The 22,743-nt window shown below is 41.3% G+C and carries 26 protein-coding genes, 1 pseudogene and 1 riboswitch; of the genes and pseudogenes, 8 read left to right on the top strand and 19 right to left on the bottom strand.

Going from position 1 to position 22,743, the window contains the following annotated elements:
• Positions 1-50: 50 nt before the first annotated feature.
• Complete coding sequence (licT, locus tag MHI58_RS01375) at positions 51-887, bottom strand: BglG family transcription antiterminator LicT (RefSeq protein ID WP_282900984.1); 837 nt, start codon at positions 885-887, stop codon at positions 51-53.
• A gap of 185 nt (positions 888-1,072) precedes the next feature.
• Between licT and MHI58_RS01370 the strand changes: the two genes are divergently transcribed.
• A complete protein-coding gene (locus MHI58_RS01370; RefSeq protein ID WP_024719046.1) occupies positions 1,073-1,273 on the top strand; it encodes a hypothetical protein in 201 nt (66 codons plus the stop codon).
• Positions 1,274-1,306: 33 nt separating this feature from the next.
• On the opposite strand, the gene MHI58_RS01365 is transcribed toward MHI58_RS01370, so the two are convergent.
• Positions 1,307-2,926, bottom strand: coding sequence for an APC family permease (locus MHI58_RS01365; RefSeq protein WP_024719047.1), 1,620 nt, complete (start codon positions 2,924-2,926; stop codon positions 1,307-1,309).
• Between the two features lie 343 nt (positions 2,927-3,269).
• Positions 3,270-4,238, bottom strand: a complete 969-nt coding sequence (locus MHI58_RS01360; protein WP_007498459.1) for a rhodanese-related sulfurtransferase — start codon at positions 4,236-4,238, stop codon at positions 3,270-3,272.
• Positions 4,239-4,437: 199 nt separating this feature from the next.
• On the opposite strand from MHI58_RS01360, the gene MHI58_RS01355 reads away from it, so the two are divergent.
• Positions 4,438-5,520 carry an iron-containing alcohol dehydrogenase family protein gene (locus tag MHI58_RS01355; protein ID WP_034647506.1) on the top strand — a complete coding sequence of 361 codons (1,083 nt, stop codon included), beginning with the start codon at positions 4,438-4,440 and terminating at the stop codon, positions 5,518-5,520.
• Between the two features lie 51 nt (positions 5,521-5,571).
• Here MHI58_RS01355 and MHI58_RS01350 read toward each other — a convergent pair whose 3' ends face one another.
• The 5 genes from MHI58_RS01350 to MHI58_RS01330 form a co-directional block, all read right to left on the bottom strand.
• Positions 5,572-6,399 carry an aldo/keto reductase gene (locus MHI58_RS01350; RefSeq protein WP_008343867.1) on the bottom strand — a complete coding sequence of 276 codons (828 nt, stop codon included), beginning with the start codon at positions 6,397-6,399 and terminating at the stop codon, positions 5,572-5,574.
• A 296-nt stretch (positions 6,400-6,695) separates the two neighbouring features.
• Positions 6,696-7,112: a hypothetical protein gene (locus MHI58_RS01345; RefSeq protein ID WP_282900983.1), complete on the bottom strand. Its 417-nt coding sequence runs from the start codon at positions 7,110-7,112 to the stop codon at positions 6,696-6,698.
• A gap of 29 nt (positions 7,113-7,141) precedes the next feature.
• Positions 7,142-7,603: a DUF523 domain-containing protein gene (locus MHI58_RS01340; protein ID WP_282900982.1), complete on the bottom strand. Its 462-nt coding sequence runs from the start codon at positions 7,601-7,603 to the stop codon at positions 7,142-7,144.
• Entirely contained in the window at positions 7,600-7,845 is a 246-nt protein-coding gene (locus MHI58_RS01335) for a hypothetical protein (protein ID WP_034647562.1), read from the bottom strand. Before MHI58_RS01335 ends, MHI58_RS01340 begins: the two co-directional genes overlap by 4 nt.
• Before the next feature lie 106 nt (positions 7,846-7,951).
• Complete coding sequence (locus MHI58_RS01330; RefSeq protein WP_024719151.1) at positions 7,952-8,410, bottom strand: MarR family transcriptional regulator; 459 nt, start codon at positions 8,408-8,410, stop codon at positions 7,952-7,954.
• A gap of 207 nt (positions 8,411-8,617) precedes the next feature.
• On the opposite strand from MHI58_RS01330, the gene MHI58_RS01325 reads away from it, so the two are divergent.
• Both MHI58_RS01325 and MHI58_RS01320 read left to right on the top strand, forming a co-directional pair.
• Entirely contained in the window at positions 8,618-9,385 is a 768-nt protein-coding gene (locus MHI58_RS01325) for a GNAT family N-acetyltransferase (RefSeq protein WP_282900981.1), read from the top strand.
• 138 nt (positions 9,386-9,523) lie between these two features.
• Complete coding sequence (locus MHI58_RS01320; protein ID WP_047946123.1) at positions 9,524-9,901, top strand: hotdog domain-containing protein; 378 nt, start codon at positions 9,524-9,526, stop codon at positions 9,899-9,901.
• Between the two features lie 42 nt (positions 9,902-9,943).
• Here MHI58_RS01320 and MHI58_RS01315 read toward each other — a convergent pair whose 3' ends face one another.
• Positions 9,944-11,116 carry an MFS transporter gene (locus tag MHI58_RS01315; protein WP_046527294.1) on the bottom strand — a complete coding sequence of 391 codons (1,173 nt, stop codon included), beginning with the start codon at positions 11,114-11,116 and terminating at the stop codon, positions 9,944-9,946.
• Positions 11,117-11,193: 77 nt separating this feature from the next.
• Positions 11,194-11,293: riboswitch (purine riboswitch) on the bottom strand.
• Between the two features lie 396 nt (positions 11,294-11,689).
• On the opposite strand from MHI58_RS01315, the gene proS reads away from it, so the two are divergent.
• On the top strand, positions 11,690-13,123 hold the full coding sequence (proS, locus tag MHI58_RS01310; protein WP_041091701.1) for a proline--tRNA ligase: 1,434 nt from the start codon (positions 11,690-11,692) through the stop codon (positions 13,121-13,123).
• Between the two features lie 520 nt (positions 13,124-13,643).
• Here the strand turns inward: proS and MHI58_RS01305 are convergent.
• From MHI58_RS01305 to MHI58_RS01270, 8 genes and pseudogenes are all read right to left on the bottom strand, one after another.
• Positions 13,644-14,420, bottom strand: coding sequence for a sulfite exporter TauE/SafE family protein (locus MHI58_RS01305; protein ID WP_282900980.1), 777 nt, complete (start codon positions 14,418-14,420; stop codon positions 13,644-13,646).
• Between the two features lie 58 nt (positions 14,421-14,478).
• Positions 14,479-14,709, bottom strand: coding sequence for a sulfurtransferase TusA family protein (locus tag MHI58_RS01300; protein WP_008343881.1), 231 nt, complete (start codon positions 14,707-14,709; stop codon positions 14,479-14,481).
• Between the two features lie 34 nt (positions 14,710-14,743).
• Entirely contained in the window at positions 14,744-15,871 is a 1,128-nt protein-coding gene (locus tag MHI58_RS01295) for an MBL fold metallo-hydrolase (protein WP_282900979.1), read from the bottom strand.
• 15 nt (positions 15,872-15,886) lie between these two features.
• On the bottom strand, positions 15,887-16,447 hold the full coding sequence (locus MHI58_RS01290) for a sulfurtransferase TusA family protein (RefSeq protein WP_045034657.1): 561 nt from the start codon (positions 16,445-16,447) through the stop codon (positions 15,887-15,889).
• 53 nt (positions 16,448-16,500) lie between these two features.
• Positions 16,501-16,857, bottom strand: a complete 357-nt coding sequence (locus MHI58_RS01285) for a rhodanese-like domain-containing protein (RefSeq protein WP_081114697.1) — start codon at positions 16,855-16,857, stop codon at positions 16,501-16,503.
• Between the two features lie 14 nt (positions 16,858-16,871).
• Positions 16,872-17,354, bottom strand: coding sequence for a DsrE/DsrF/DrsH-like family protein (locus tag MHI58_RS01280; RefSeq protein ID WP_008343885.1), 483 nt, complete (start codon positions 17,352-17,354; stop codon positions 16,872-16,874).
• 125 nt (positions 17,355-17,479) lie between these two features.
• Positions 17,480-17,740, bottom strand: a complete 261-nt coding sequence (locus MHI58_RS01275) for a metal-sensitive transcriptional regulator (protein ID WP_003217059.1) — start codon at positions 17,738-17,740, stop codon at positions 17,480-17,482.
• 122 nt (positions 17,741-17,862) lie between these two features.
• Positions 17,863-18,036 (bottom strand): annotated as a pseudogene (locus tag MHI58_RS01270) (DMT family transporter); the annotation flags it as partial.
• A 130-nt stretch (positions 18,037-18,166) separates the two neighbouring features.
• On the opposite strand from MHI58_RS01270, the gene MHI58_RS01265 reads away from it, so the two are divergent.
• Both MHI58_RS01265 and MHI58_RS01260 read left to right on the top strand, forming a co-directional pair.
• The gene (locus MHI58_RS01265) at positions 18,167-18,673 is read left to right on the top strand and encodes a hypothetical protein (protein ID WP_045034659.1); all 507 of its coding nucleotides are present in this window, start codon (positions 18,167-18,169) and stop codon (positions 18,671-18,673) included.
• A 40-nt stretch (positions 18,674-18,713) separates the two neighbouring features.
• On the top strand, positions 18,714-19,322 hold the full coding sequence (locus tag MHI58_RS01260; protein ID WP_045034660.1) for a transglutaminase family protein: 609 nt from the start codon (positions 18,714-18,716) through the stop codon (positions 19,320-19,322).
• Between the two features lie 128 nt (positions 19,323-19,450).
• Here the strand turns inward: MHI58_RS01260 and MHI58_RS01255 are convergent, their stop codons facing one another.
• Positions 19,451-20,287, bottom strand: a complete 837-nt coding sequence (locus tag MHI58_RS01255) for a helix-turn-helix transcriptional regulator (RefSeq protein WP_008359338.1) — start codon at positions 20,285-20,287, stop codon at positions 19,451-19,453.
• Between the two features lie 103 nt (positions 20,288-20,390).
• Between MHI58_RS01255 and fabF the strand changes: the two genes are divergently transcribed.
• Positions 20,391-21,623 (top strand): beta-ketoacyl-ACP synthase II, encoded by a 1,233-nt coding sequence (fabF, locus tag MHI58_RS01250; protein WP_045034661.1) that lies wholly within the window; start codon positions 20,391-20,393, stop codon positions 21,621-21,623.
• A gap of 353 nt (positions 21,624-21,976) precedes the next feature.
• Here fabF and MHI58_RS01245 read toward each other — a convergent pair whose 3' ends face one another.
• Entirely contained in the window at positions 21,977-22,432 is a 456-nt protein-coding gene (locus tag MHI58_RS01245; protein ID WP_045034662.1) for a hypothetical protein, read from the bottom strand.
• Positions 22,433-22,743 lie beyond the last annotated feature (311 nt).

Below are 22,743 nucleotides of genomic sequence, written 5' to 3'. Positions count from 1 at the left end.
AGTACCACTCACTTTTTATGATGTCAACGCTTTCTTTTAAAATTCTATCTTTATTTTTCTCGTTTGATGAGTCGATTCAAATGAATCGATAGATAGAGCATCTCCTCTGATGTTAGATCGCGATGATATGTTTGATACACATATTCCGCGATTTTCTTTGCGCATTCGTACGCCTTCGGATATTTCACTTTAATCAGCTGATATAAATCTTGATCTTCACTGACGAGTAACGTTTCGTTGATGAGACGCTGTACGAAAAAGCGTAAATGTGTGAGAAAACGATAAAAGTTGAGCGAGTCTTCATCAAATTCCATGTTCAGATGATATTTCACAATGGTCAGTATGGCATTCACTTCTTTAGTGATATTGACCGTTGTATTCATGTCTTCATTGAGCTCTGCATTAATGATATGCATGGCAATAAAGCCCGCTTCATCTTCAGGCAGTTCAATATGAAGACGATCTTCAATCATCTTAAGGCATTCCTTCGCCACGAGAAACTCATCTTTGTATAAACGTTTAATCTCCCAAATCAGCGAATTCTCAATCAAGTGGTTTTTCTTTAATCGTTCAATGGCGTAATGAATATGGTCTGCCAGCGATACATGCAGACTTTCGTTTAATCTTCGGTTCAGCTTTGTATGTGCGTATTGGATCATTTCCTCGGTCACCTTGACGACATCATATGGAACCTCTTGAAGCAACATTTTCATCCGCTCATGTACGGAATGATCTTCTAGGCGGAACACTTTATCAATTAACGCCTCGTCCACCGGGTCGCCGGGACGTCTTTGAAAAGCGATGCCTCTGCCCATGACGACGATTTCTTTTCCTTGTTCATCTATCACACTAATGACATTATTGTTTAGAACCTTTTGAATCTGCATCTCCAAACACCTCCGTCTATAACCAGCCATCTACACTCAAAATATGCTCTCATCTTAACACAACTGTCAAATCACTTGGCGTTTTTATCTGACTTTTGAAATAGATTTAACGACATTTTCACTTCTTTCTTGCTGGTCTGATCCTCCCTCGGCCTGCATACAATACCCCGAGGAGGTGACCTTCGATGAAGGCTTTTTTCTGGTCAGCATCTTTTTTATTCATGTTCATTCTGACTCTCTTTATTCTAGGTATTGTTTTTTGGCTTAGTGGACAAGGCTTAGATCAGCTATGGAGATATGCGCTTATCTGTCTTGTGACAGCCACCGTTCTACACGGCGTTACCACTTGGCTAAAGCAACATGTCATGCATCACTCATCCAAATAAAAGGCTGCCCGCAGTATTCAGGCAGCCCTTCCGTTATTCCTTAGATGAGGCGGCTTCTTTCTGAGAAGCACGCAGTTCATCATTGATTTTTTTCGCATCTTCTAAAAACTCTGTTTCAAATCCACTTTTGAGTGCCCACATATAAAATAACAATGCCACAACTGCAATGAGCGCCATATCCCAACCATAATGAATGACGTTATACCCGCCAAATTTATCACTGCCGAGACAAGAAATCGTCATCATCACAAGCAAATACACAACCATCCAAGCACCTGCTTTAAAGTGACGGCCAAAGCCCTTCCACTTCGCTTTTGCTTGATAGTAAAAATAGATTGGCAGACCGATGAGAATAATGAACAGCACCTGACCCGTCAGCGGCCATCTCGCCCAGTACAGTGTCAATGATGCAAAGACAAAACCAAGCGGAGCAATGATGCTGAGTCCTTTAATTCGCAGTGGACGATATAAATCTGTGCCCGTCTTTCTCAGCGTCATTACTGTCACAGGTCCTGTCAAATAGGAAATCAGGGTCGCCACAGAGATAATTTCAGCGAGAACCCCCCATCCTCTAAACAAAAACAGAAAGATAAACGATACGCCTAAGTTAAAAAACATCGCTGGACGAGGCACACCATAAATTGGGTGCAGACGGCCAAGTACACTTGGCATGTACTTGTTTTTTTCCATCCCATAAATCATACGAGACGTCGTCGCCGTATACGTAATCCCTGTTCCAGAAGGAGAAACGAACGCATCTGCATATAAAATAAGGACAAGCCAGTTGATTCCTAGCGCAATGGCAAGGTCAGCAAATGGCGAGTTGAAATTCAAATGCCCCCAGCCATTCACAATCATTGACGGATCGACAGCGCCAATAAAAGCGATTTGCAGCAGCACATAAATGACCGTTGCAATCAAAATCGATCCAACAATGGCGATTGGAATCGAACGCCCTGGATTTTTCGCTTCTCCTGCCATATTAATCGGGCTTTGGAAGCCATTAAAAGCAAACACAATCCCTGATGTTGCGACAGCTGTGAGCACACTCGCCCAGCCGTTCGGCGCAATACTTGTTCCAGAAGTAAAATTCTCACTATGAAAACCTACGAATAAGAGCGCACCAATTGTTAATCCTGGAATGACGATTTTAAAAACCGTAATGAATGTATTCGCCTTTGAAAACAACCCAACTGTCCAATAATTGAGCAGAAAATAAATCACCAGCAGCACACTTGCCACCATGAGCCCCTCGGTCGTCAAAACCCCTTTTGTGACCAAATGGCTTGTCCACTTTGCCCACTCCCAAGGCCATGAGCTCATGTATTGAACGGATGCCACTGCCTCAACAGGAATCACTGAGACAATGGCGATCCAGTTTGCCCAAGCGGCGATAAATCCAATAAAAGAGCCATGTGAATATTGCGTATATTTGACCATTCCGCCTGCCTCTGGAAACATCGACCCGAGTTCACTATAAGACAATGCGATAAATAAAATAACAACCATCCCGATCAACCATGACAAAATAGCAGCAGGGCCGGCGATTTGAGCAGCCCGCCACGCACCAAAGAGCCATCCTGAACCAATGATTGAGCCAAGACCTACCATCATTAAAGCGAAAGTTCCCATCCTACGATGCAAATGATTCATGTTCATAACACCTTTCGATTAAAATACAGAGCATGTGTCGAGCAAGCGCCTTTCTTTTATAGCAGCTCACCATTCATTCCATTGGCAAATACTTTCTGATCTGAACTTTTATCTTTGTTCATTTTTTTGCCTGTTATATTATCTCTCAATTCTCCATTTTCTGAAATAGTCGAACATGCTTATTTCAAAAGAAAGCGCTTTTTCAACTGTTCAATCTATTAGACTGATTAACTACCTTTACCCTTATTTTGAAAAAAACAAAACAAAAAAGAAAGAGGTAATGACTTCCTCTTCCCTCTGAACACGTATCATTCAAAGAAAAAAGGATAAAAGGGAGACCCTCTTATCCTTGTGAGATTGCTTGTTCTTTTTCAATGACAGCTAGTCTTTCTTGAACTTCTTCTTCAGATAAATTGTGCTGTTTCACATAAAGGTTACGTTCGCTTGTGCGGCATTCATGGCTGCAGCTGCGCATATATTTATGCTCGCTTTCTTCTGTTGCAATCATTTTGCGGTTACATGCAGGGTTCGCACAGTTCACATAACGCTCGCAAGGTTCGCCAGTGAAGAAATCTTTTCCTACCACGACGTGCTCTGTTTGATTGACTGGAACCGTTAGGCGGTTATCAAACACATAACATTGACCGTCCCATAGCTTTCCTTGAACTTCCGGGTCTTTTCCGTACGTGACAATTCCACCGTCAAGCTGGGATACATCTTCAAAGCCTTCACGCTTTAACCATCCTGAGAATTTCTCACAGCGTACGCCGCCTGTGCAATACGTCAGAATTTTTTTCCCTTCAAGAATCTCTTTGTTGTCACGAATCCACTCAGGTAATTCACGGAATGTCTCAATGTCAGGGCGCACAGCACCTCTGAAGTGACCGACATCAAACTCATAATCATTACGTGCATCAATCACGACCGTATCAGGTGATTGCATTTGCTCGTAAAATTCAACTGGGCTGAGATGTTTCCCCGTTAATTCTAACGGATTCACATCATCTTCAAGACTTAAATTCACCAATTCATTTCGGTGGCGGACGTGCATTTTCTTAAACGCATGACCATCTGCTTCGTCAATTTTAATTGGCATGGACGCAAAGCGTGGATCTTCTTTCAATGCTTGCATGTACTTGTCCGTCTGCTCAATGGTACCAGAAACGGTTCCGTTTATGCCTTCAGATGAAACAAGAATACGACCTAACAAACCAAGTTCCTTACAGAATGCTAGATGCTCTGCTGTAAACGTTTCTGGATCCTCAATGGGGACATATTGATAGTAAAGTAATACACGATATTGTTTTTCCATATATATAAACACCTCTTAAATTTAATCAAAACATACCATTTTATATCATACAGGAAATACATACCTTAAGGCAATGTCAGCAGTTCAATTCCATAAAACGGAAGAGTCTATGGTCTCATATTGTCCATTTATTTGACAGAACTTTCTGTAAAATGAGATGATTTAAGTACTATATGATTTCGTAAAGGAGCATAAGTCAATGATCCAGCCAGAAGAGATCGTCAGAAGCGGTCCTAACCAGTTTATTTCTCAAAAGGGGATTTATCATGAAATCGAGTCACTTGTTACTCCCTTTCAGTCACCAGCTATAGTGACAGGATATGACTCATATCAAGCCTTTTCACAGTACACAAAGCTTCCATCCGAGTGGCCTGTTGTTCAGCATAAAGGTTACAGTTCACCAAATGCGATCACACGAATTGCGGAAGAACTCAAGAGTTCAGACGTGATCATCGGGATCGGTGGCGGCACGATTTTAGATACAGCGAAGTCTGTTGCCGACGCTCTCCAAATTGAAGTGATCATGGTGCCGACGATTCCTGGGACATGTGCGGCTTCTACACCGCTCAGCGTCATTTATGATGACAAAGGGAATTTCATGAGGGTCGATTATCATAAGCGGTCCAGCTATCTCACGTTAATTGATCATACTTTTTTGCTTTCATCTCCTCTTTCCTATCTCCAAAGCGGAATTGGGGATACGCTGGCAAAATGGTATGAAGCGGAAGCCATTATTCGCAACACAAAAGGCACCTTGCCACTCATGGTACATGCTGCATTAAAGCAGGCAGTGTACGTTCGTGACATTCTTCTGACTCATAGTGAAGAAGCCGTTAGCAGTTTAAAAACAGGTCAGCTTTCTCAAGCCTTTGCAGATGTAACAGATACGATTATTACGTTAGCCGGAACAGTCGGCGGCTATGGAGGACGTTATGGCAGAATGGCAGGAGCCCATGCCGTTCATAATGGATTAACATTTATTGATGAAACACATCATGTGTTACATGGACAAAAAGTGGCCTATGGCATTCTCGTTCAGCTTGCCGCAGAAAACCGTATGACGGAAGTAGAAGAATTACTTGAGCTCTATCAAACACTCGGATTACCTAGAACGATGCGTGAGCTTGGCATCACAGCTCAGCTAGAGGAAGCAGCACATACAGTGGCAAACCATGCTGCACGTAAAGATGAAACCTTTTGTTTGATTGGAAACTATACGAAAGAGCAAATTGTCGACGCCATTCAAATCATTGAGACCTATCAGCCTCAAAAAACGGTCTGAACTTACCGGCAAATAAAAAAGCACAGGCATCCCGCCCGTGCTTTTCTTATATTAAAAATCGAAGTTATCTGGGTCTGGACCCGTGCGCTCATCTTCATTGAGCTGATCAATGACACTCATTTCATGGGCGGACAACTCGAAATCAAATACGTTTGTGTTTTCGATGATTCGGCTCTTCGTCACAGATTTCGGAATGGTGATAATGCCATGCTGCAAGTCCCAGCGAAGAATGACTTGCGCCACTGACTTCTCATGTTTTTTCGCAATATCTTGAAGCACCGGATGGTTAAGAAGTTTCCCGCTGCCTAATGGCGACCATGCTTCTACATGAATGCCTTTTGCCTTGCAGTAGTCACGTAAAGGCTCCTGCGTCAGCTTCGGATGCAGCTCAATTTGATTGACCATTGGTACCACTTCTGCCTCTTCTAATAAATCTTCTAAATGGTGCTGATGGAAGTTACATACGCCAATGGCTTTCACGCGGCCATCCTTATACAGCTTTTCTAGCGCCTTCCACGTTTCTTTATATTTGCCTTCAACCGGCCAATGGATTAAATAAAGATCCAATACATCCAGACCAAGTTTGTTCATACTCGTTTCAAAGGCTTCAAGCGTTGACTCATATCCTTGATCACTATTCCACACTTTTGTCGTAATGAACAGATCATCGCGAGAGATGCCTGATTGCTGAATGGCTTTGCCAACACCTTCTTCATTTTGATAGGCCGCTGCTGTATCTATACTGCGATAGCCCGCTTCTAGTGCGTCTTTGACTGCATTCACAGCCTCATCCCCATCTTTTACTTGCCATACACCAAAGCCAAGCTTCGGCATTTTCACTCCGTTTGCTAATGTGACTGTATCTGTTAATCCACTCATCAAACAAACCTCCGCTTCATTTTTGCTTACCATGCACTATACCCGAATGTACGAAAGATCATGCATGAAGATAAACCATTCATAGACTGAATGATCTCAGATAGTTGACAAAGGGCTAAAATGAACTTGATTTTAGCCCTTTGTCTTCTTTTCAGCGTGATAGAAAACCTTTGCAGTCTAGGAAGGACGAGTACTGGCGCGGAGCGAATTTGTCATTCGTGAGCACCAGCGCGCAGGACTGACAACGAATGCGAGGGTTTGTCTACACGCTGAAACCATTCATAGACTGAATGATCTTATTTGATGTATTGTCCAATATCGACTTGATTTGCATCAACGATTTGGTATTCACTGATTCGATTTTTTGTTTTAGAACCATCATAGGTCTCTAAAAAGATTTGGTCATAAAAAGTCAGACCATAAGTTTGCTTTTCGTTCTCGTACACTCTGATCCAATAAGATTCTTTTGAGGCTTTTTTAGCCTCGTTTATTTTCTTTAATTGAATACCCGAAAATTTCTTCAGCAGCTTTTGAATATCCTCTTTCTTATCCACCACAACGCGCTCATCATCATGCTCAATTTGAATGGAAGTCACTTTATCTTTATCAATCGAGACCACATCATCAAAAGCATATGTTTTGGCATTGATCATAAAATAAAGACCTATTCCGATGAAAATAACGACTACTAAACCAATGATCCACTTCTTCAACCTAACTCCTCCTTCAATTCACGCCATCCTTATACAAACAGCGAGGTCCAATCATCCTCCTCAGAGAATACTTGAATCCCATGCTGTTTCAGCAAGGCAGACGTCACACCGTCCCCAGCCTTTGTCTTCCCGTTAAACTCTCCCCGATAGATCATCCGGCTTCCGCAGGAAGGGCTGTACTCTTTTAACACGACGGATGTTGCGCCAAGAGTCTGAGCCTGCTTAAGCGTGTCTTGTGCACCATTTACATACATCTCTGTCACATCTGTTCCATGAACATCAACAACAGAAGCCTGCCCCCGTAAGACATCATGACCATCTCCACCAATAATTTCTGCGGGAGGTCTTGGTGTAGAGAAGCCGCCAAGCAGCTCAGGGCAAACTGTTACCGCCTTTCCTTCCTGCACAAGCTCCTCGATACGTTGATCTAATCGATGGCTGCCATTATAACGGACCTTTAATCCCGCAAGACAAGCGCTGACCACAATCACGTCTGTTCCTCATTTTTATGGATTGAGTGTTTTTTACTAACTTTAAAATAAATACATACAGGCAGATAGAAGATCGTGTACCCTAAAAAGGGCAGAGCACAATACAATGCAGCAGCCCAAATCGACCCTTCAACTCCTGTGATACCAAAAAAATAAACAAATAATAGCAAGCTGACAAACAATCCGACGAACGGCATGATGGTTGCTGATTTTTTAAAATTTTCCATCATTTCTTCCCCCAAAGAAGCTCCCCCCTTTTCACATCATCACGAATAACGTCAATATATGTTAATTTTACCATAAAAAAACCGAAAGCATCTAGTTTATAGAAAGCTTTCGGTCCGTTATTTATATCTTTTCCTTCCAAGCCTTTAAGAAACGCTCAATAACCTGTAACTCGTCTTCATTAAATTCATGGAGGAATTCTAAGTAGGAGGAGACTGCCTGTTCATGAAGCTCATCATGCAGTGCCGCAAGCTGTGTGCCTTCCTCTGTGAGTGAATAATAGACGGATTTCTTGTCACCTTGCCGGTGGCAATAGTCGACCATGCCTTTTTCGATGAGCTTTTTCACAGCCTTAGTAATGGCTGGTTTTGATAGTTTTAGTTGTTGTGAAAGAAATGTATTATTGGATTCATTAGGGTTTGCTTGAATCATAGATAAAATATGAAGCTGTGTAAGTGTCCAATCTTGCTTGAGTGTATCAGTCGTGGTAATCAGTGGATCTGTTGGATCGTTCCGTTTCTTTTCCCTATGCATAATCAAATCTTGAATCGCTTTTAAGACAATCTGCTCGTTTGTTTCCATCTGAACCTCCACTCTTAACTGGTTAATAAAATGGTACTAATAATCAATAAAGGAGTCAAAAGAAATGTGGGGATGAGGAAAAGAATGGGTCATCAGACCTGATAAATAAGAGAACTTTTTTACTAGATTACAAGAGACCGCACAATTTCCTTTTCTTTGCTATTATTTATGATAGGTAACCCTCAATCAAAAAAAGAAGGTGAGAGAATGAAAACAGAGCAGCAAATGGCCATTCGCCAGTTAGAAGAAAAAATAAATTTGTTTTCTTCTGTTGTCAACGGATCGTTCCTATCAACGGAAGATTTCGTTCTATCAAACACGCATATATCAACTGACACGTTCAATTTGTTATTACCCATTTCAGCGCACATACAAGATCAACAAAAAGTGGAAGTTGCCATCGAACAAATGCAGCAACAGCAACTAACATTCAGCACATGGATCACTCAAAGCCTGCTCCACCCCGATTGGTCGAATATCATGCAGAAATATGGGCTTCAAGAAGTGGAACGCAATACCATCATGATGCTTGAACATACAAACGACATCGATCAAAGGACCTCTCAATCGCTTACGATCAAGGAAGTGACTGACAATCAAACCTTTCTCGATTATCAACATTTATTTATCGAACTTTTCGAAGGATCACCTGAGGCAATCTCTTTAAACAGCTATTTCCAGCGCTTTTCGATTGAACGATTACACCCGAGTACCCGCATGTTCGTTGGATATGAACACAACAAACCGGTCACAACGGGCTTATTGATCGAAACAGCAGACAGCTACGGTATTTATGATGTCATCACAAAGGCAGAACACCGCGGAAGAGGACTTGGCAGTGACATGTTTCATTACCTTCTGACCCAGACAGATAACAAACAAAAGTGTGTGATGTTACAAGCCTCAAATGACGGCAAACATATCTATCAGCGTGCCGGATTTCAACCAATTGGAGAAATGGTAGTTTTTGAATAGAAGATGACATTTTTCCTGACTTATCAAGGGCAAAGAAAGGCATCCTGTCTCTTCTTTGCTTCCAACATCTCACCACAAAAATGAATGTACATTCATTCACTCCTTTGGTACATTTAAAAAAAGGAGCTGAAAAAACAGATGGTTCGACCAGGCGATCAATTTCAAACAAGCAAAACCTATACGCATGAAGATGTGATTCAATTTGGAAACATGACAGGTGATCTTGGCAAACATCATACCGTGCTAGATGATCAAGGCAGGCTCATGGTACACGGTTTTCTCACAGCAAGTCTAGCCACGAAGCTTGGCGGTCAGTTTCATTTTATCGGTCAAGAGATGACATGTACCTTCATACGCCCTGTTTATACAGGTGACACCATTACCTGTCAGATGGCCGTCACCAAGGTAGAACCCCTTGAAAAATACCATCGTGTCCACCTTTTTTCCCGTTATATCAATCAGCATGGAGAAGAAGTCATTACTGGTAAAAGTGAAGGTGTGGTTTTCAAAAAATAAAAAGCTGCCTATGATGAGGCAGCTAAACGATCTTATTCTCTTCTATTCAGCCTGATGCTGACGATCCATATAAAGCGGCGGTCTCTTTAATGAAATCACTGCACAGCTAAAGGCAATCAGCACAAAAATAGCTCCGAATTTAGCCAAGTCAACGGATGAACCAGTCATTGTAAACATGACGCCGCCCACTGCTGATCCAATGGAAATCCCAATTTGCAAAGCGGATGTATTCAAACTCTGCTGAATATCAGACGTCACAGGGTCTGTTTGAATCAAATAGCTCTGCAAAGCAGGTGTCAGTGCCCAGCTAAGAGCACCCCATAGGACAACCATCACCATAAAGAGCATAAACACTCCTGCTGTATAAGGAAGGATAAACATCACAATGGCAAACGCGATTGTCACCAGCAAAATGGCTTTCCCTGATCCTAGTTTGTCACTCAGCCAGCCGCCAAACCCATTCCCGCCAATCGACGCAAGCCCGAAGACCAAATAACAAATACTAATCCAAAACGGAGTCATATGCAGAACTTCCATCAGAAATGGCGTGAAATAAGAATACAGCATATAATGACCAGCAAGCATGAACAAGCTAATCAAATGCGCACTGAAAATTTTCGGATGCCCTAAAGAACGAATTTGTTCTTTAAGCGGTGTGACTTTTTCAACAGGCATTTTCTCCAATAGAAAATAAATGAGCACCATGGATATGGCTGACAGAATACTGATTCCTAAAAACATCACTCTCCAGCCAAAGCTCTCTGTAATAAAAATACCGATCGGTACACCAAGAACAAGTGATGAGCTAATCCCAATAAAAATCAGACCTAATGCTTTCGCTCGATGCGCCGGTTCCACCAGCTTGGCGGTAATCGTCAATGATAACACCACAACAAGCGCTGTACTCATGGCAATCAGGACCCTAGAGATCATGACAAGGGCAAAGGTGGAACTAAAATATGTGAATACATTGCCTAATGTAAAGACCAATAATGCGATTAAATAAAGACGCTTTCGTTCGATTTTGGCTGTGACGGTCAGTAGCACCGGTGCTGAAATAGCATACACAATCGCAAATACCGTGATCAGCTGCCCAGCTGTCGCAAGAGACACATTGAGATCCTCTGCTAAACTTGGCAAAATGCCCCCGACCACAAGCTCAACTAATCCAACCGCAAAAGTAGAAACAGCTAATAAATAAACTCTCCAGTTCATGTCTAACATCCCTTCTCTATATCATGGCTTTCACTTTTGATACAGGGTGCAGACAAACAAAAAAACCCTGATTACAAAAAAGGAAAGCGCGCTTTTGTAATCAGGATTTATCGGATCCTGGTAGAAACCCTCAAACCATATTATTGAGGTTATACAAGTCTATTTTTTTCTTCAAATATATTAGCATAGCCTTCCATAACGTGCAAGCTGCAAAAACAGAAAATGTTTGCCAATGGCTCTTCGACATAAACGACCTCAGAAAGGCATGAAATGAACTTGCGGACCAACTTGCTTTCTCCCCCGTTTACAGGTAAACTGATGAAAAATCAACGAACAAGGATCAACGTAGATCTGGAATAGTAGCTTGAATCGATCTTTACCAGAGAGGGAACGGTGCTGAGAAGTTCCTACTGATCTTCAAGTGAACCTGCCGATTTAGTTCTGTTTCATACAGCGGTTCATACCGTTATCATGATCGAGTGTAAAGCTGTGCTTTAAATTAGGGTGGTACCACCAGGAATGGTCCCTAACTTAAAGCACAGCTTTTTTGTTTTTAAAAAGGAGGAACCTGCAATGTCAAAGAAACAATTTGTTGAGAAAATTACAAGCATGGAAGACGACTTTGCCCAGTGGTATACAGATGTTGTCACAAAGGCGCGTCTCGTCGATTATTCAAGCGTTAGAGGCAGTATGATTATTCAGCCATACGGTTTTAAAATTTGGGAGAATATTCGCGACGAACTTGATCGTCAAATCAAAGAAACGGGTCACGAGAATGTCTATATGCCGCTCTTTATCCCAGAAAGCCTTCTCCAGCAAGAAAAGGATCATATCGAAGGCTTTGCTCCTGAAGTGGCGTGGGTGACACATGGCGGTGATTCGGAATTACAAGAAAGACTCTGCGTCAGACCAACCTCTGAAGTGCTGTTCGCTGAGCATTATAAAAACATCATTCACTCCTATCGTGATTTACCAAAGCTATATAACCAATGGGCCAATGTCGTCCGCTGGGAAAAGACAACACGTCCATTCCTTAGAACCCTTGAATTCCTCTGGCAGGAAGGGCACACTTGTCACGAGACAGAGCAAGAAGCGATTGAAGAAACAGAAAAAATGCTCCATGTCTATGCGTCTATTTGTGAAGAGCTTCTAGCGATCCCTGTCATTAAAGGAAGAAAAACAGAGAAAGAAAAATTCGCTGGCGCTCGCTTCACCTATACGGTTGAAAGCTTGATGCATGACGGAAAAGCCCTGCAAACCGCCACTTCTCACTTCTTCGGCAACGGATTTGCCAAGGCGTTTGGCATTGAATTTTTAAATCGAGAAGGAAAATTAGAGCATGTCCAGCAAACATCATGGGGCTTCACCACAAGAATCATTGGCGCTATGATCATGGTGCATGGCGATGACAGAGGGCTTGTCCTGCCGCCAAACATTGCGCCAACCCAAGTACGTGTTGTGCCAATTGCTTCCCATAAAGAAGGTGTCCTCGATCATGCCTATGAATTAAAGGATCGACTCGCCCGCATCGCACGCGCTGACATCGATGCAAGTGATAAACAGCCAGGCTGGAAATTCAACGAATGCGAAATGCAGGGCATCCCATTACGCGTAGAAGTAGGACCAAAGGATATGGAAAAAGGCCAAGTGATGCTCGCAAGACGAGACACTGGTGAAAAGCAAGCCGTCACATTAGATGCACTTGAACAAACCATCACGTCCACGCTTGAAGACATTCAGCAGACGATGTACGAAAAAGCAAAAGAACGATTACATGAAAAAACATCAAACGCCCACACAATCGAAGACATCGAGCAGCTTCTTGCCGAAGAAAACAGGTTGATCAAAGCCATGTGGTGCGGTGATGAAGACTGCGAAAACGACATCAAAGAGAGAACAGGAGCAACATCACGCTGTATCCCGTTTGAACAAGAATCCGTTTCTGACACATGTGTCTGCTGCGGGAAACCTGCTTCTGATATGGTGTTCTGGGCAAAAGCCTACTAATCATACTTCAAATTGTTGACAAAGGGCTAAAATGAACTTTATTTTAGCCCTTTGTCTTCTTTTCAGCGTGACGGAAAGCCTTCGGACTCTTGCGAAGCGAAATTAAAAATCATGAGCGCCAGCATGCAGGGCTGACAGAGAATGCGAGGATTTGTCTACACGCTGAAGCATCTTATACGATGCTTCTTTTTTGTTAAAAAGAGCCAAATATCCATTGACCTCCTTCACACAATCCCCTATAATTCATATTAATATAATCGGTTTTTAAGACTTTAACTGGAGTGGTGATCTAAGAAGCGCTGGCTCTCAATTTTTAACGAACGTTGTCCAAAATGTAAAACAGCATTAGATGTCTCGAAGTCCAATGCCTTGCAAGGCAAAGTCGTGAAAACATGCCCCAATCTTCATTATCAAAAAGAGTACCACCCTGCACTTGAAACGTATATCGAGCACGATGACATGAAATAAAAAAGACCAACACATGGAAAAGAGCCCTTGCTCTCAGTTGTTGGTCTTTTTCTTATAATAAATCCACCCAGATTTTGATCGCTGTGGCTGTAATCATCACGGCAAGCGCCCATTGCAAATAAACGGCATTGATTTTCTGGCCAATTTTCGCCCCAATCGGCGCGGCCATCAAACTGGCTACCATTAAGATAAGCGCAGGCATGAACATGACTTGACCAGTCAGCACTTTCCCAGCCGATGCGCCGATCGCAGAGAGAAACGTAATCGCCAGAGACGAGGCAATCGTCATCCGCACAGGGATTTTGAGAATCGATAGCATCACCGGCACTAAAATAAAGGCACCGCCTGCACCTAATACACCCGATACACTTCCGATCACAAAGGCAATACCAGCCGCCAGTCCTTTATGAAAGGTCACCTCTCCATCCGCTTCTGCCTGCTGACCTTTTTTCGGAACAAGCATTAAAATAACAGCGACAATGGCAAGCAGACCATAGACTAAATTGATGCCTTTCTCTGGAAGGAAATGTGATAAATAGCTGCCTAATAAACTCCCTGCCAATATACTGCTCCCCATATATAAAATTAATGGTCGATGTAAAAATCCGCTTTTTCGATACGCCAGCACACCGCCGAGTGTCGAAAATAGTACTTGAATGGCACCAATCCCTGAAACCTCGTGTGCCGATAATGCCATCACTCCGACTAGAGGCGGGATATAAAGCAGCATGGGATAGTTGATCACCGATCCTCCTATTCCGACCATTCCTGATAAGAAGGAACCAATAAATCCGATGATAAATAAAGTAATGAAAAATGCAAAATCCACGCTGGTCTCCTCCTTTGCAAAAGGAAAAGGGGCTCCCTCATAGATACCCCTCTCCCCTTTAGGACCCTTTTCTCACCCAGAACTTCAGCACATGCCCTTCATCCGTCTGCGTGATCAATTCATGTCCGCTTGACTTAGCCCATGCAGCCAAATCAGCTTTGGCCCCTTTATCTGTTGCATGTATTTCTAATACTTGGCCTTCTGCCAAGTCGTTCATTTTTTTCTTCGTCCGAATAATTGGCATTGGGCATGCAAGCCCGGTTACGTCTAAAATGTGATCTGATGTCATCTGATCATCCCTCGCTTCTTTATTTTATTGAACATTATCGAATCGCACAACGGTTTGGACCAATTTCCATGTCTCGCTGCGCTTCCTCGTCTGGATGCAGCTTCCCCATATTGGTAGACCGAATGTCTTGATAAGCGTTTGGCTGTGCAGGTAGATGCTGCGTGACCATTTGTCTAAATACGTCTTCATCTTCAATGTTCAGCCCGTGATTTTCTTCAAACAAAGCGCCTAGCTCCTTCCAAACGCTCCCGTCTTCATTCAGCTCATCCACGATCATAAAATGTGCAGGCAGCACAATCAATTCTGCCGAAAGCGCCGTATATCGTGTATAAAGGGTTTCTCTCAAATCACCTACCCAGTCCTCCGCCATACCGGCTAGATCAGGTCTTCCGATCGAATCAATGAACAAAATATCACCTGAAAGGAGATAACGGCCGTCTACGATAAAAGAGGTTGAACCAATCGTATGGCCCGGTGAATAAAGGGCATGAATATCAATCTCCGTCGCTCCAATCGTCACACGCTGTCCTTCTTCAAGGTGATTGTAATCAAATGTCACCTCTTCGGCGTCTTTTGGCGGTAGCCAATAGATAGCACCAGTCTGTTCAGACAGCTTTTTCCCGCCAGATATATGGTCTCCATGAAGGTGCGTATCAAACACATGCGTCACCGTGACTTGATGTTTTTTAGCAAATTGCGTATAGACCTCCGTCATTCTAGCCGCATCAATAATCGCAGCTTCCCCATTCGACATGATCATATAGGACAAGCACCCCTTGCCCATTCGCACAAATTGGTACAACTCTCCACCGCCAGTTAAATCACCGATCTTCACTGGCTCTAAATACTCACTCCATGCCTTCATGCCGCCTTGCAAATAATGGACCGTTCTGCCTGCCTCTGACAGCATCTCTGCCACCATAATAGAGGAGCCTTCTTTCGCACAAACGACCAGTACATCTAGGTCATCCGGTATGTTCTCCACCATATCCTCTACGCCATCAAGAAGCTCAAAGTAAGGCACATTTAAATATTCAACGGCTTTCCCTTCAATTTTCCAGTCCTGCACATCTGATTCGTTTCGTACATCCAACAAAAAGATCGGCTCTTTGTTGATGATCTTTTTTGTTAACTGTTCTGCTGTCATTGCTTTTACAGTCATCGTTTCATTCAGCTCCTATTTTTCAATCTCTCCTGTCCAGCTGTTCATGCCTGGCACTACATTGATCAATTGATGAAATCCTTTTTCTTTTAACTTTTGTGCGGCTAATTCACTTCTTCTGCCTGAATGACAGATGAGGTAAATGAGCGTCTCTCGGTTCAATTCTTCAGCACGTTGTTCCACCTCACCGAGAGGGATGTGAACAGCTCCTGGAATATGACCCGCTTCGTATTCATCTGGCTCTCGTACATCTAAAATAAACAATGACTGATCTTCTTTTACCTTCTGTTGAAACATGTTCAACGACATTTCCGAAATCATTGACTGCTCCTCCTCCTGTTTCGCTCCGCCTTTACGAATCAAATGATGAAGCACCTGTCCTTCTACTTTTGTTCCTAAAAATTCATGACCGGCGCTTTTTGACCAAGCTGCTAAATCCGCTGTAGACCCTTTATCGGTTGCTTGCACTTCAAGCACATCTCCTGGCAAGAGCTCATTCATTTGTTTTTTCGTTTTGACAATGGGCATTGGGCATGCCAATCCTTTTGCATCTAGAATTACTGTTGGTTGCTGCATTGTTTTTCCTCCTTCTTATAGGGGTGGGGGTATATTTTAAAGCCTATTTATACCTATAATCGCCAAGCATTCATGCCACCCTTGATATTCGTAATGTGGGTAAATCCCTGTTTTTTTAACAATTTAGCCGCCTGCATACTTCTCATCCCGCTTTGGCAGATCACATACACTTCTTTGTCTTTCTCAAGCTCATGCGCTCGATTCCTTAACTGTGGTAAGGGGATATTTTGAAATCCTTTTATATGATTTGTTTGAAACTCTAAAGGTGATCGCACGTCTATCAGCTGTTGATGCCGACTATGCAATTTAGGTTTCAGATGAGCTACGTCCATTTGTTTCACACCCCGTACGGGAAGAAAACGGCTCACAAGCAAAGCGATCACAATGATGAGCAAAAGCATTTGAATCATGTATGGACACCCCCCTAGATAAATAAGTTCACATTCCCGATTTCTGCCTCTGCTAAATACGCTGCCACACCGGCATATTGAATGTCTGCTAGTAATTCATTCTCCTGCAGCCCTAAAAGATCCATCGTCATCGTACATGCCACGAGGTTGATCTCTTGTTCCTTCGCCATATCAATGAGCTGCGGCAGGGTCATGGCATTGTGTTTATTGATCACATGCTTGATCATCTTCGGTCCCATTCCTGCAAAATTCATCTTTGACAGCCCCATTCGATCAGCGCCACGCGGCATCATTTTGCCAAACATTTTTTCTAAAAATCCCTTCTTCAGTGGCACCATCTCTTCCTTACGCAACGCATTCAGCCCCCAAAAAGTATGAAAAATAGTCACCTCGTGATCATAAGCTGCTGCGCCATTTGCAATAATATAAGCGGCCATCGCTTTATCATAATCTCCACTAAATAAAACAATTGTTGTTCGTTTTTTCTGTTCCTCCATCATGCTCCTCCTTATATAAATTACCCATGGGGGTATACTAAAAACAAAAAATATATACACATACCGGTAAGGGTATATTATAACAAGTAAAAAAATTCGTCAACCTCCAAAGGCTGAGGAATTTCTTACCGGCTTTTCACCAAGAGCTCAACCGCTTCTTTGACAAGCCCCTCTGTATCCTTGCCTTGCTCAAGACTTTCACGGACACATTGTTCAAGGTTTGTACTCACAATCACACCCATTGCACGATCAATGGCATTGCGTGATGCAGACAGCTGCGTCACCACCTCGCGGCAATCCTTTCCCTGCTCCATCATCGCAAGAACTCCTTTAATCTGCCCTTCAATCCTGCGAAGACGATTCTTCATCTGCTGATTATACTCCACGTTTAACACTCCTTTCTCTTTTCCCTATGATCAGATAGTATACCCTGACAGGTATTTAGTCAAACATGATGAATCAGTATAAAAGAGCTGCTGAGAGCAAATGTCGCAGCAGCACGTTCTCTTTAAGCACTCGCTTTCTCTCGAGAGCGCTTATTTCCTTTGTAAATAAAATAAAGAGCGATCAGCATAAAGAACAATGCCAATATGCGTTTGAGATCAAGTGAAATCACCAAGCTATGGAACCAGCCAAAATGATCAATGACCATTCCAATGACAAGCTGCCCAGCAATCCCCGCGGCAATCTAGAAATACCGATATGTCAAGTTATGCTGTTTGAGGCTAAAAGCCATTGCATATTCACCTCTAAATTGGTAAAAAGGAAATAATCAACGCTATAAGGAATATTTCAAGGAAAGAGGGCAACCCATGACTTTACAGCATTATATTGGATCAAACAAAGAACTGCCACTTGGTACCATTGGTCAAAATCCTACCTATAAACCATTCTCTGAACTCAATATCAGCATGTTTGATAAAAAACAAAAAAAGCCCAAAATCTATCAAAAAGATGATCTTTTGATAGAAGTATTTGAAACAGAAGAGGATTTCGAAGGGATTCACATTGATTATCTAGATCCCGTCAATGAAGCAGTAAGAAACAAATTCACGCACCCTTTTGTTTATGAATTAGACATCATTCATTCTCTTCGTGCACTTTTTAAATTCATTGAAAAAGAGCTGTCAAAAGGAGAAACCATCGAAATCTATTCTTGTGTAGATGGACTCGAAACGAAAGAAAAGGATAATCAATTGGACGTAGAAATTGACCTAAGCAAAAAACGGTTTGGAAAACATATCGATTTTAAAGAGATCGATGAACTGATTGATATGTTTGAATTAGAAAACTTACAATATGTGTTGGTGAAAAAATAGACCTTCTGCAGTAAAAGTATAGAGAAAAGGAGACATTATAATGAATATGACATGTGAATCGAAAAACTTTAATGATTATTTACTCGAATTAAATGAAGTTGATTATTCTAATCCTATTATTTGTACACTTGCAAATGAACTTTTCAACCCTTTGCAGACAGAAATAGAAAAAGCAAAAGCAGCCTATGAGTTTGTTCGAGATGAAATATCCCATACATGGGATATTCAATCCAAACGAGTGACTTGTCATGCATCAGATGTATTAACATTTAAAGAGGGAATTTGCTACGCAAAGTCGAACCTATTGGCTGCCCTGTTGCGCTCACAGGGAATACCCACAGGTTTTTGTTACCAGCGATTAATGTTGTTCGATACGCCAGATAAAGGATATTGCATTCACGCATTAAATGCTGTATTTTTTCATTCACTTAATAGATGGATTCGATTAGATTCACGCGGGAACAAAACAGGAATTGATGCTCAATTTTCCCTTGACCATGAGAGATTAGCTTTTCATACTCAACAAGAGTTAGATGAAATCGACTATCCTTTGATATATGTAAGACCCCATCCAAAAACAATGAGTATTTTAAAAGAACATACAGATGCTATTGAGATGTATAAACACCATTTACCAGAAAAGATATAGGCTTGGGGGCAAGAAGCCTCAACGTGAAACTAAACCCGTGCTCATCAGCATCGGTTATGCCACTTGTCACTGATTTGCATAGGATCTATTTTATATTAATGCACTCAATAACTTCATCCAAACGATAGCTACCCTTCAATTAAACGTTTCAACTTAAGCTCCGTTTCAGTATCCTCAACTGGAGTATAGACACTGCATCTTAAATCAGTATCCCCATACACTTGTAATGAAGTGAGATTAAACAACATTTTCCCTACCTTAGCATGACGAAATTCAATTAATACTTCAGGTGCATAGCTGATCTCATTTTCATTCCAAATTTTACGAAACTCAGGATATGCCTGCTCCATTTCTTCTATAAATTGCTCATACCAGTCATCCGCCACATACTGTCCATAATACGTTCTAAATATGGCGATATATCCTCTTACAAAATGCTCCCAATTCACGGCTAAACTTTTAAATTCCTTTCTTGCGAATAGTAAGCGGATGATATTCCTTTCTGCCGGGATGATTTGTTCAAAGTCCAAAAATACATTAGCTGCTGCTTGATTCCACCCAACAATCTGACTTCTTCTATCAGATATAATTGTTGGGCAATAACGAAGTTCCTGCAGAATTTTCACTAAAGCCGGACTGATTTCCTTCTCATTCTCAATGATATAAGATTGTTTCACACCTTCCTCTAACGCTAAAGCGTACAAATATCTCCTTTCATCGTTATTTAATTGTAATGCACTAGAAATCGCATCTAATACCGAAGTAGATACTTTTATATCTCTGCCTTGCTCTAACCATGTATACCAAGTAAGACTCACACCGGCTAGTTGAGCCACTTCTTCTCTTCTGAGTCCTGGTGTTCTTCGGCGGGTTCCTACAGGTAAACCAACCATTTGAGGCGTGATTTTTGAACGTTGGTTTTTTAGAAATTCTGATAATGCTTGAAGTCTTGTTTCAGGTTTCATTAAGGTCTCCTTTTAAAATATTATTCATTATACTAGGATAAACAACAACTTGTAATAGGATAACACAATGGCTAAAGTTAATAAAAACAAGGAGGGAATGATCATGAAAAGAGTTGTCATTACTGGAATGGGAGTTATTTCTCCACTTGGAAATGATATAGATAGCTTTTGGAATCAACTCATGAAAGGACAATCGGGAATATCTCACATTGATTCTTTTGATACGACTGATTATAAAACAAAAATAGCTGGAATCGTTCGTGATTTCGATGCAGATGAAATATTAGGGAGAAAAGAAGCAAAACGATTAGATCGTTTTAGTCAGTTTGCCTTAGCAGCAGCCGAACAAGCATTAGAACATTCACAATTACAGTTAGATCAAGTGGATCTTGAACGTTTAGGCGTATATGTTGGTTCAGGAATCGGGGGCATACAATCGCTTGTTGATCAGGTGAATGTATTAGATAAACGAGGTCCATCGAGAGTAAGCCCCAGCCTTGTCCCCATGATGATTTCAAATGCAGCTGCGGCCCAAATCAGCATTAAATTAGGCGCACAAGGGCCATCATTGTCACCAGTCACAGCTTGTTCTATCGGGAACACTTCTATTGGTGAAGCTTTCAATGCGATCCGAAACGATGAAGCAGATATTATATTTGCCGGTGGAGCAGAAGCTGCCGTCAACCAGATATCTTTGGCTAGTTTTGGAAACGCACATGCACTATCTACTAGAAACCATGACCCAAGTCGAGCTAGTCGTCCATTCGATACAGATAGAGATGGCTTTGTTATGAGTGAAGGCGCAGGTATCTTAGTATTAGAGTCATTAGACAACGCAATTCTTAGAGATGCGCCGATATTATGTGAAGTAGTGGGATACGGGGCTAGTTCAGATGCACATCATATGGTCGCTTCACACCCAGAAGGTAGGGGTGCCTACTTAGCCATGAAGAAAGCATTGAGAAGTGCAGATATATCAACAAGTGAAATCGATGTTATTAGTGCTCATGCAACAAGTACACAAGTAGGTGATCGTTCAGAAGTTCTAGCCATTAAGAAATTATTTGGTGATCGTTCAGGCGAAATTCCAACAACTGCGAACAAGTCAATGACTGGGCACATGTTTGGTGCTGCAGGCGGAGTAGAAGCGATTGCTTTAGTGGAAAGTTTGAGACGAGGAATGATTCCGCCAACTATTAATGTAGAGAAACAAGATCCAGATTGCAATTTAGATGTTGTATTAGAAGCGAGACAGCTTCCATTGAAATATGGGCTATCCAATTCTTTTGGTTTTGGAGGACATAATTCAGCCATCTTGTTAAAACATTACGATTGAAGTAGTAAAAAGAATACAATGAATTGATCAAGGGTTTATAGCCCTTGATTTTTCATGATGGGAATACCTCACAGACACTTGATCACGGACCTCAGCTATCTGATATATTAATTATATTCCTGTTTAGACGGTTTTGAGGATGAAGATAAGGATGAGAGTTTGGATTTAGTTATTAATTTCAAGACTCAACAATTTGGGAAACATTTAAAGTCCAAATCTTCTATTGGAACACAAACAATACATCTTAATTAAGAAATAAATGAGAACGCCCATAACATTTTAAAAGTAAGGAAACTATCTTATTAGCCTCCTTACTTTTATATCAATACACTATTATTGAATACTAAATAGCATTAATCACATTTTTCCATATGTACTTTTAATTCTGGTATACTTAATATCCTTTGTATCTCTGTATCATTTTCCGTATCTATATAACTTTCTTCTTCATGAGAAGATGTAACCAGCCATTCTTCTCCATTTTTGAAGAAGGACAAGTCTTCTGGCAAATTTGGTTGCTCCCAATCATATAAAGAATTTGCGAATTCTTTTAGAATACTCTTCGCATTTTCATCTGTATAATAGTAATAAACTTTTGCTGTATTGTTAAATAGCATTGTGCTAGCCCATTCCGATTGTTCTTTCATCTCTTTCAATGAACTTTCAAGTTTTTTTAGGAAGGGATCAAAAGATTTTAAAGATCCCATATCTTTTCTTAAAACTAAATGAAACTCATCACAAATTTCGAAAGCCAAATCAATTAATTTGGAGTACTGCTCACCTTTTGGATTTTGATCAATAACTAACATATCTACACCTTCTCATATACCTATTTTTTAGATTTTTTGAATGTATGTTCTTTTATGCTTCTTAAACTAAAATTATGCAACATAAGTAACTCCTGTAATAGTCACCGCTAGACCTATTGAAATTAAATGTGCTAAAAGTGCTTCTCCACCAAACGAAGAGATTACTAGAATGAATAGTATATATTTATTTCCAACACCACTTTTTAACACATATTTTCATAAAAACACAAAGCTATTATAACAGCTTGTTATTAATGATTAAATACACACAAGATAAATATAGCAATAAATTCCATTTAAAAGGCATTAAT

The sequence above is a fragment of the Bacillus sp. FSL K6-2869 genome, from assembly GCF_040869405.1.
GTDB classification, from domain to species: Bacteria; Bacillota; Bacilli; order Bacillales; family Bacillaceae; genus Bacillus; species Bacillus altitudinis.
Note: the sequence above shows the minus strand (reverse complement) of the source record. Positions and strands in the feature narration are given on the sequence as shown.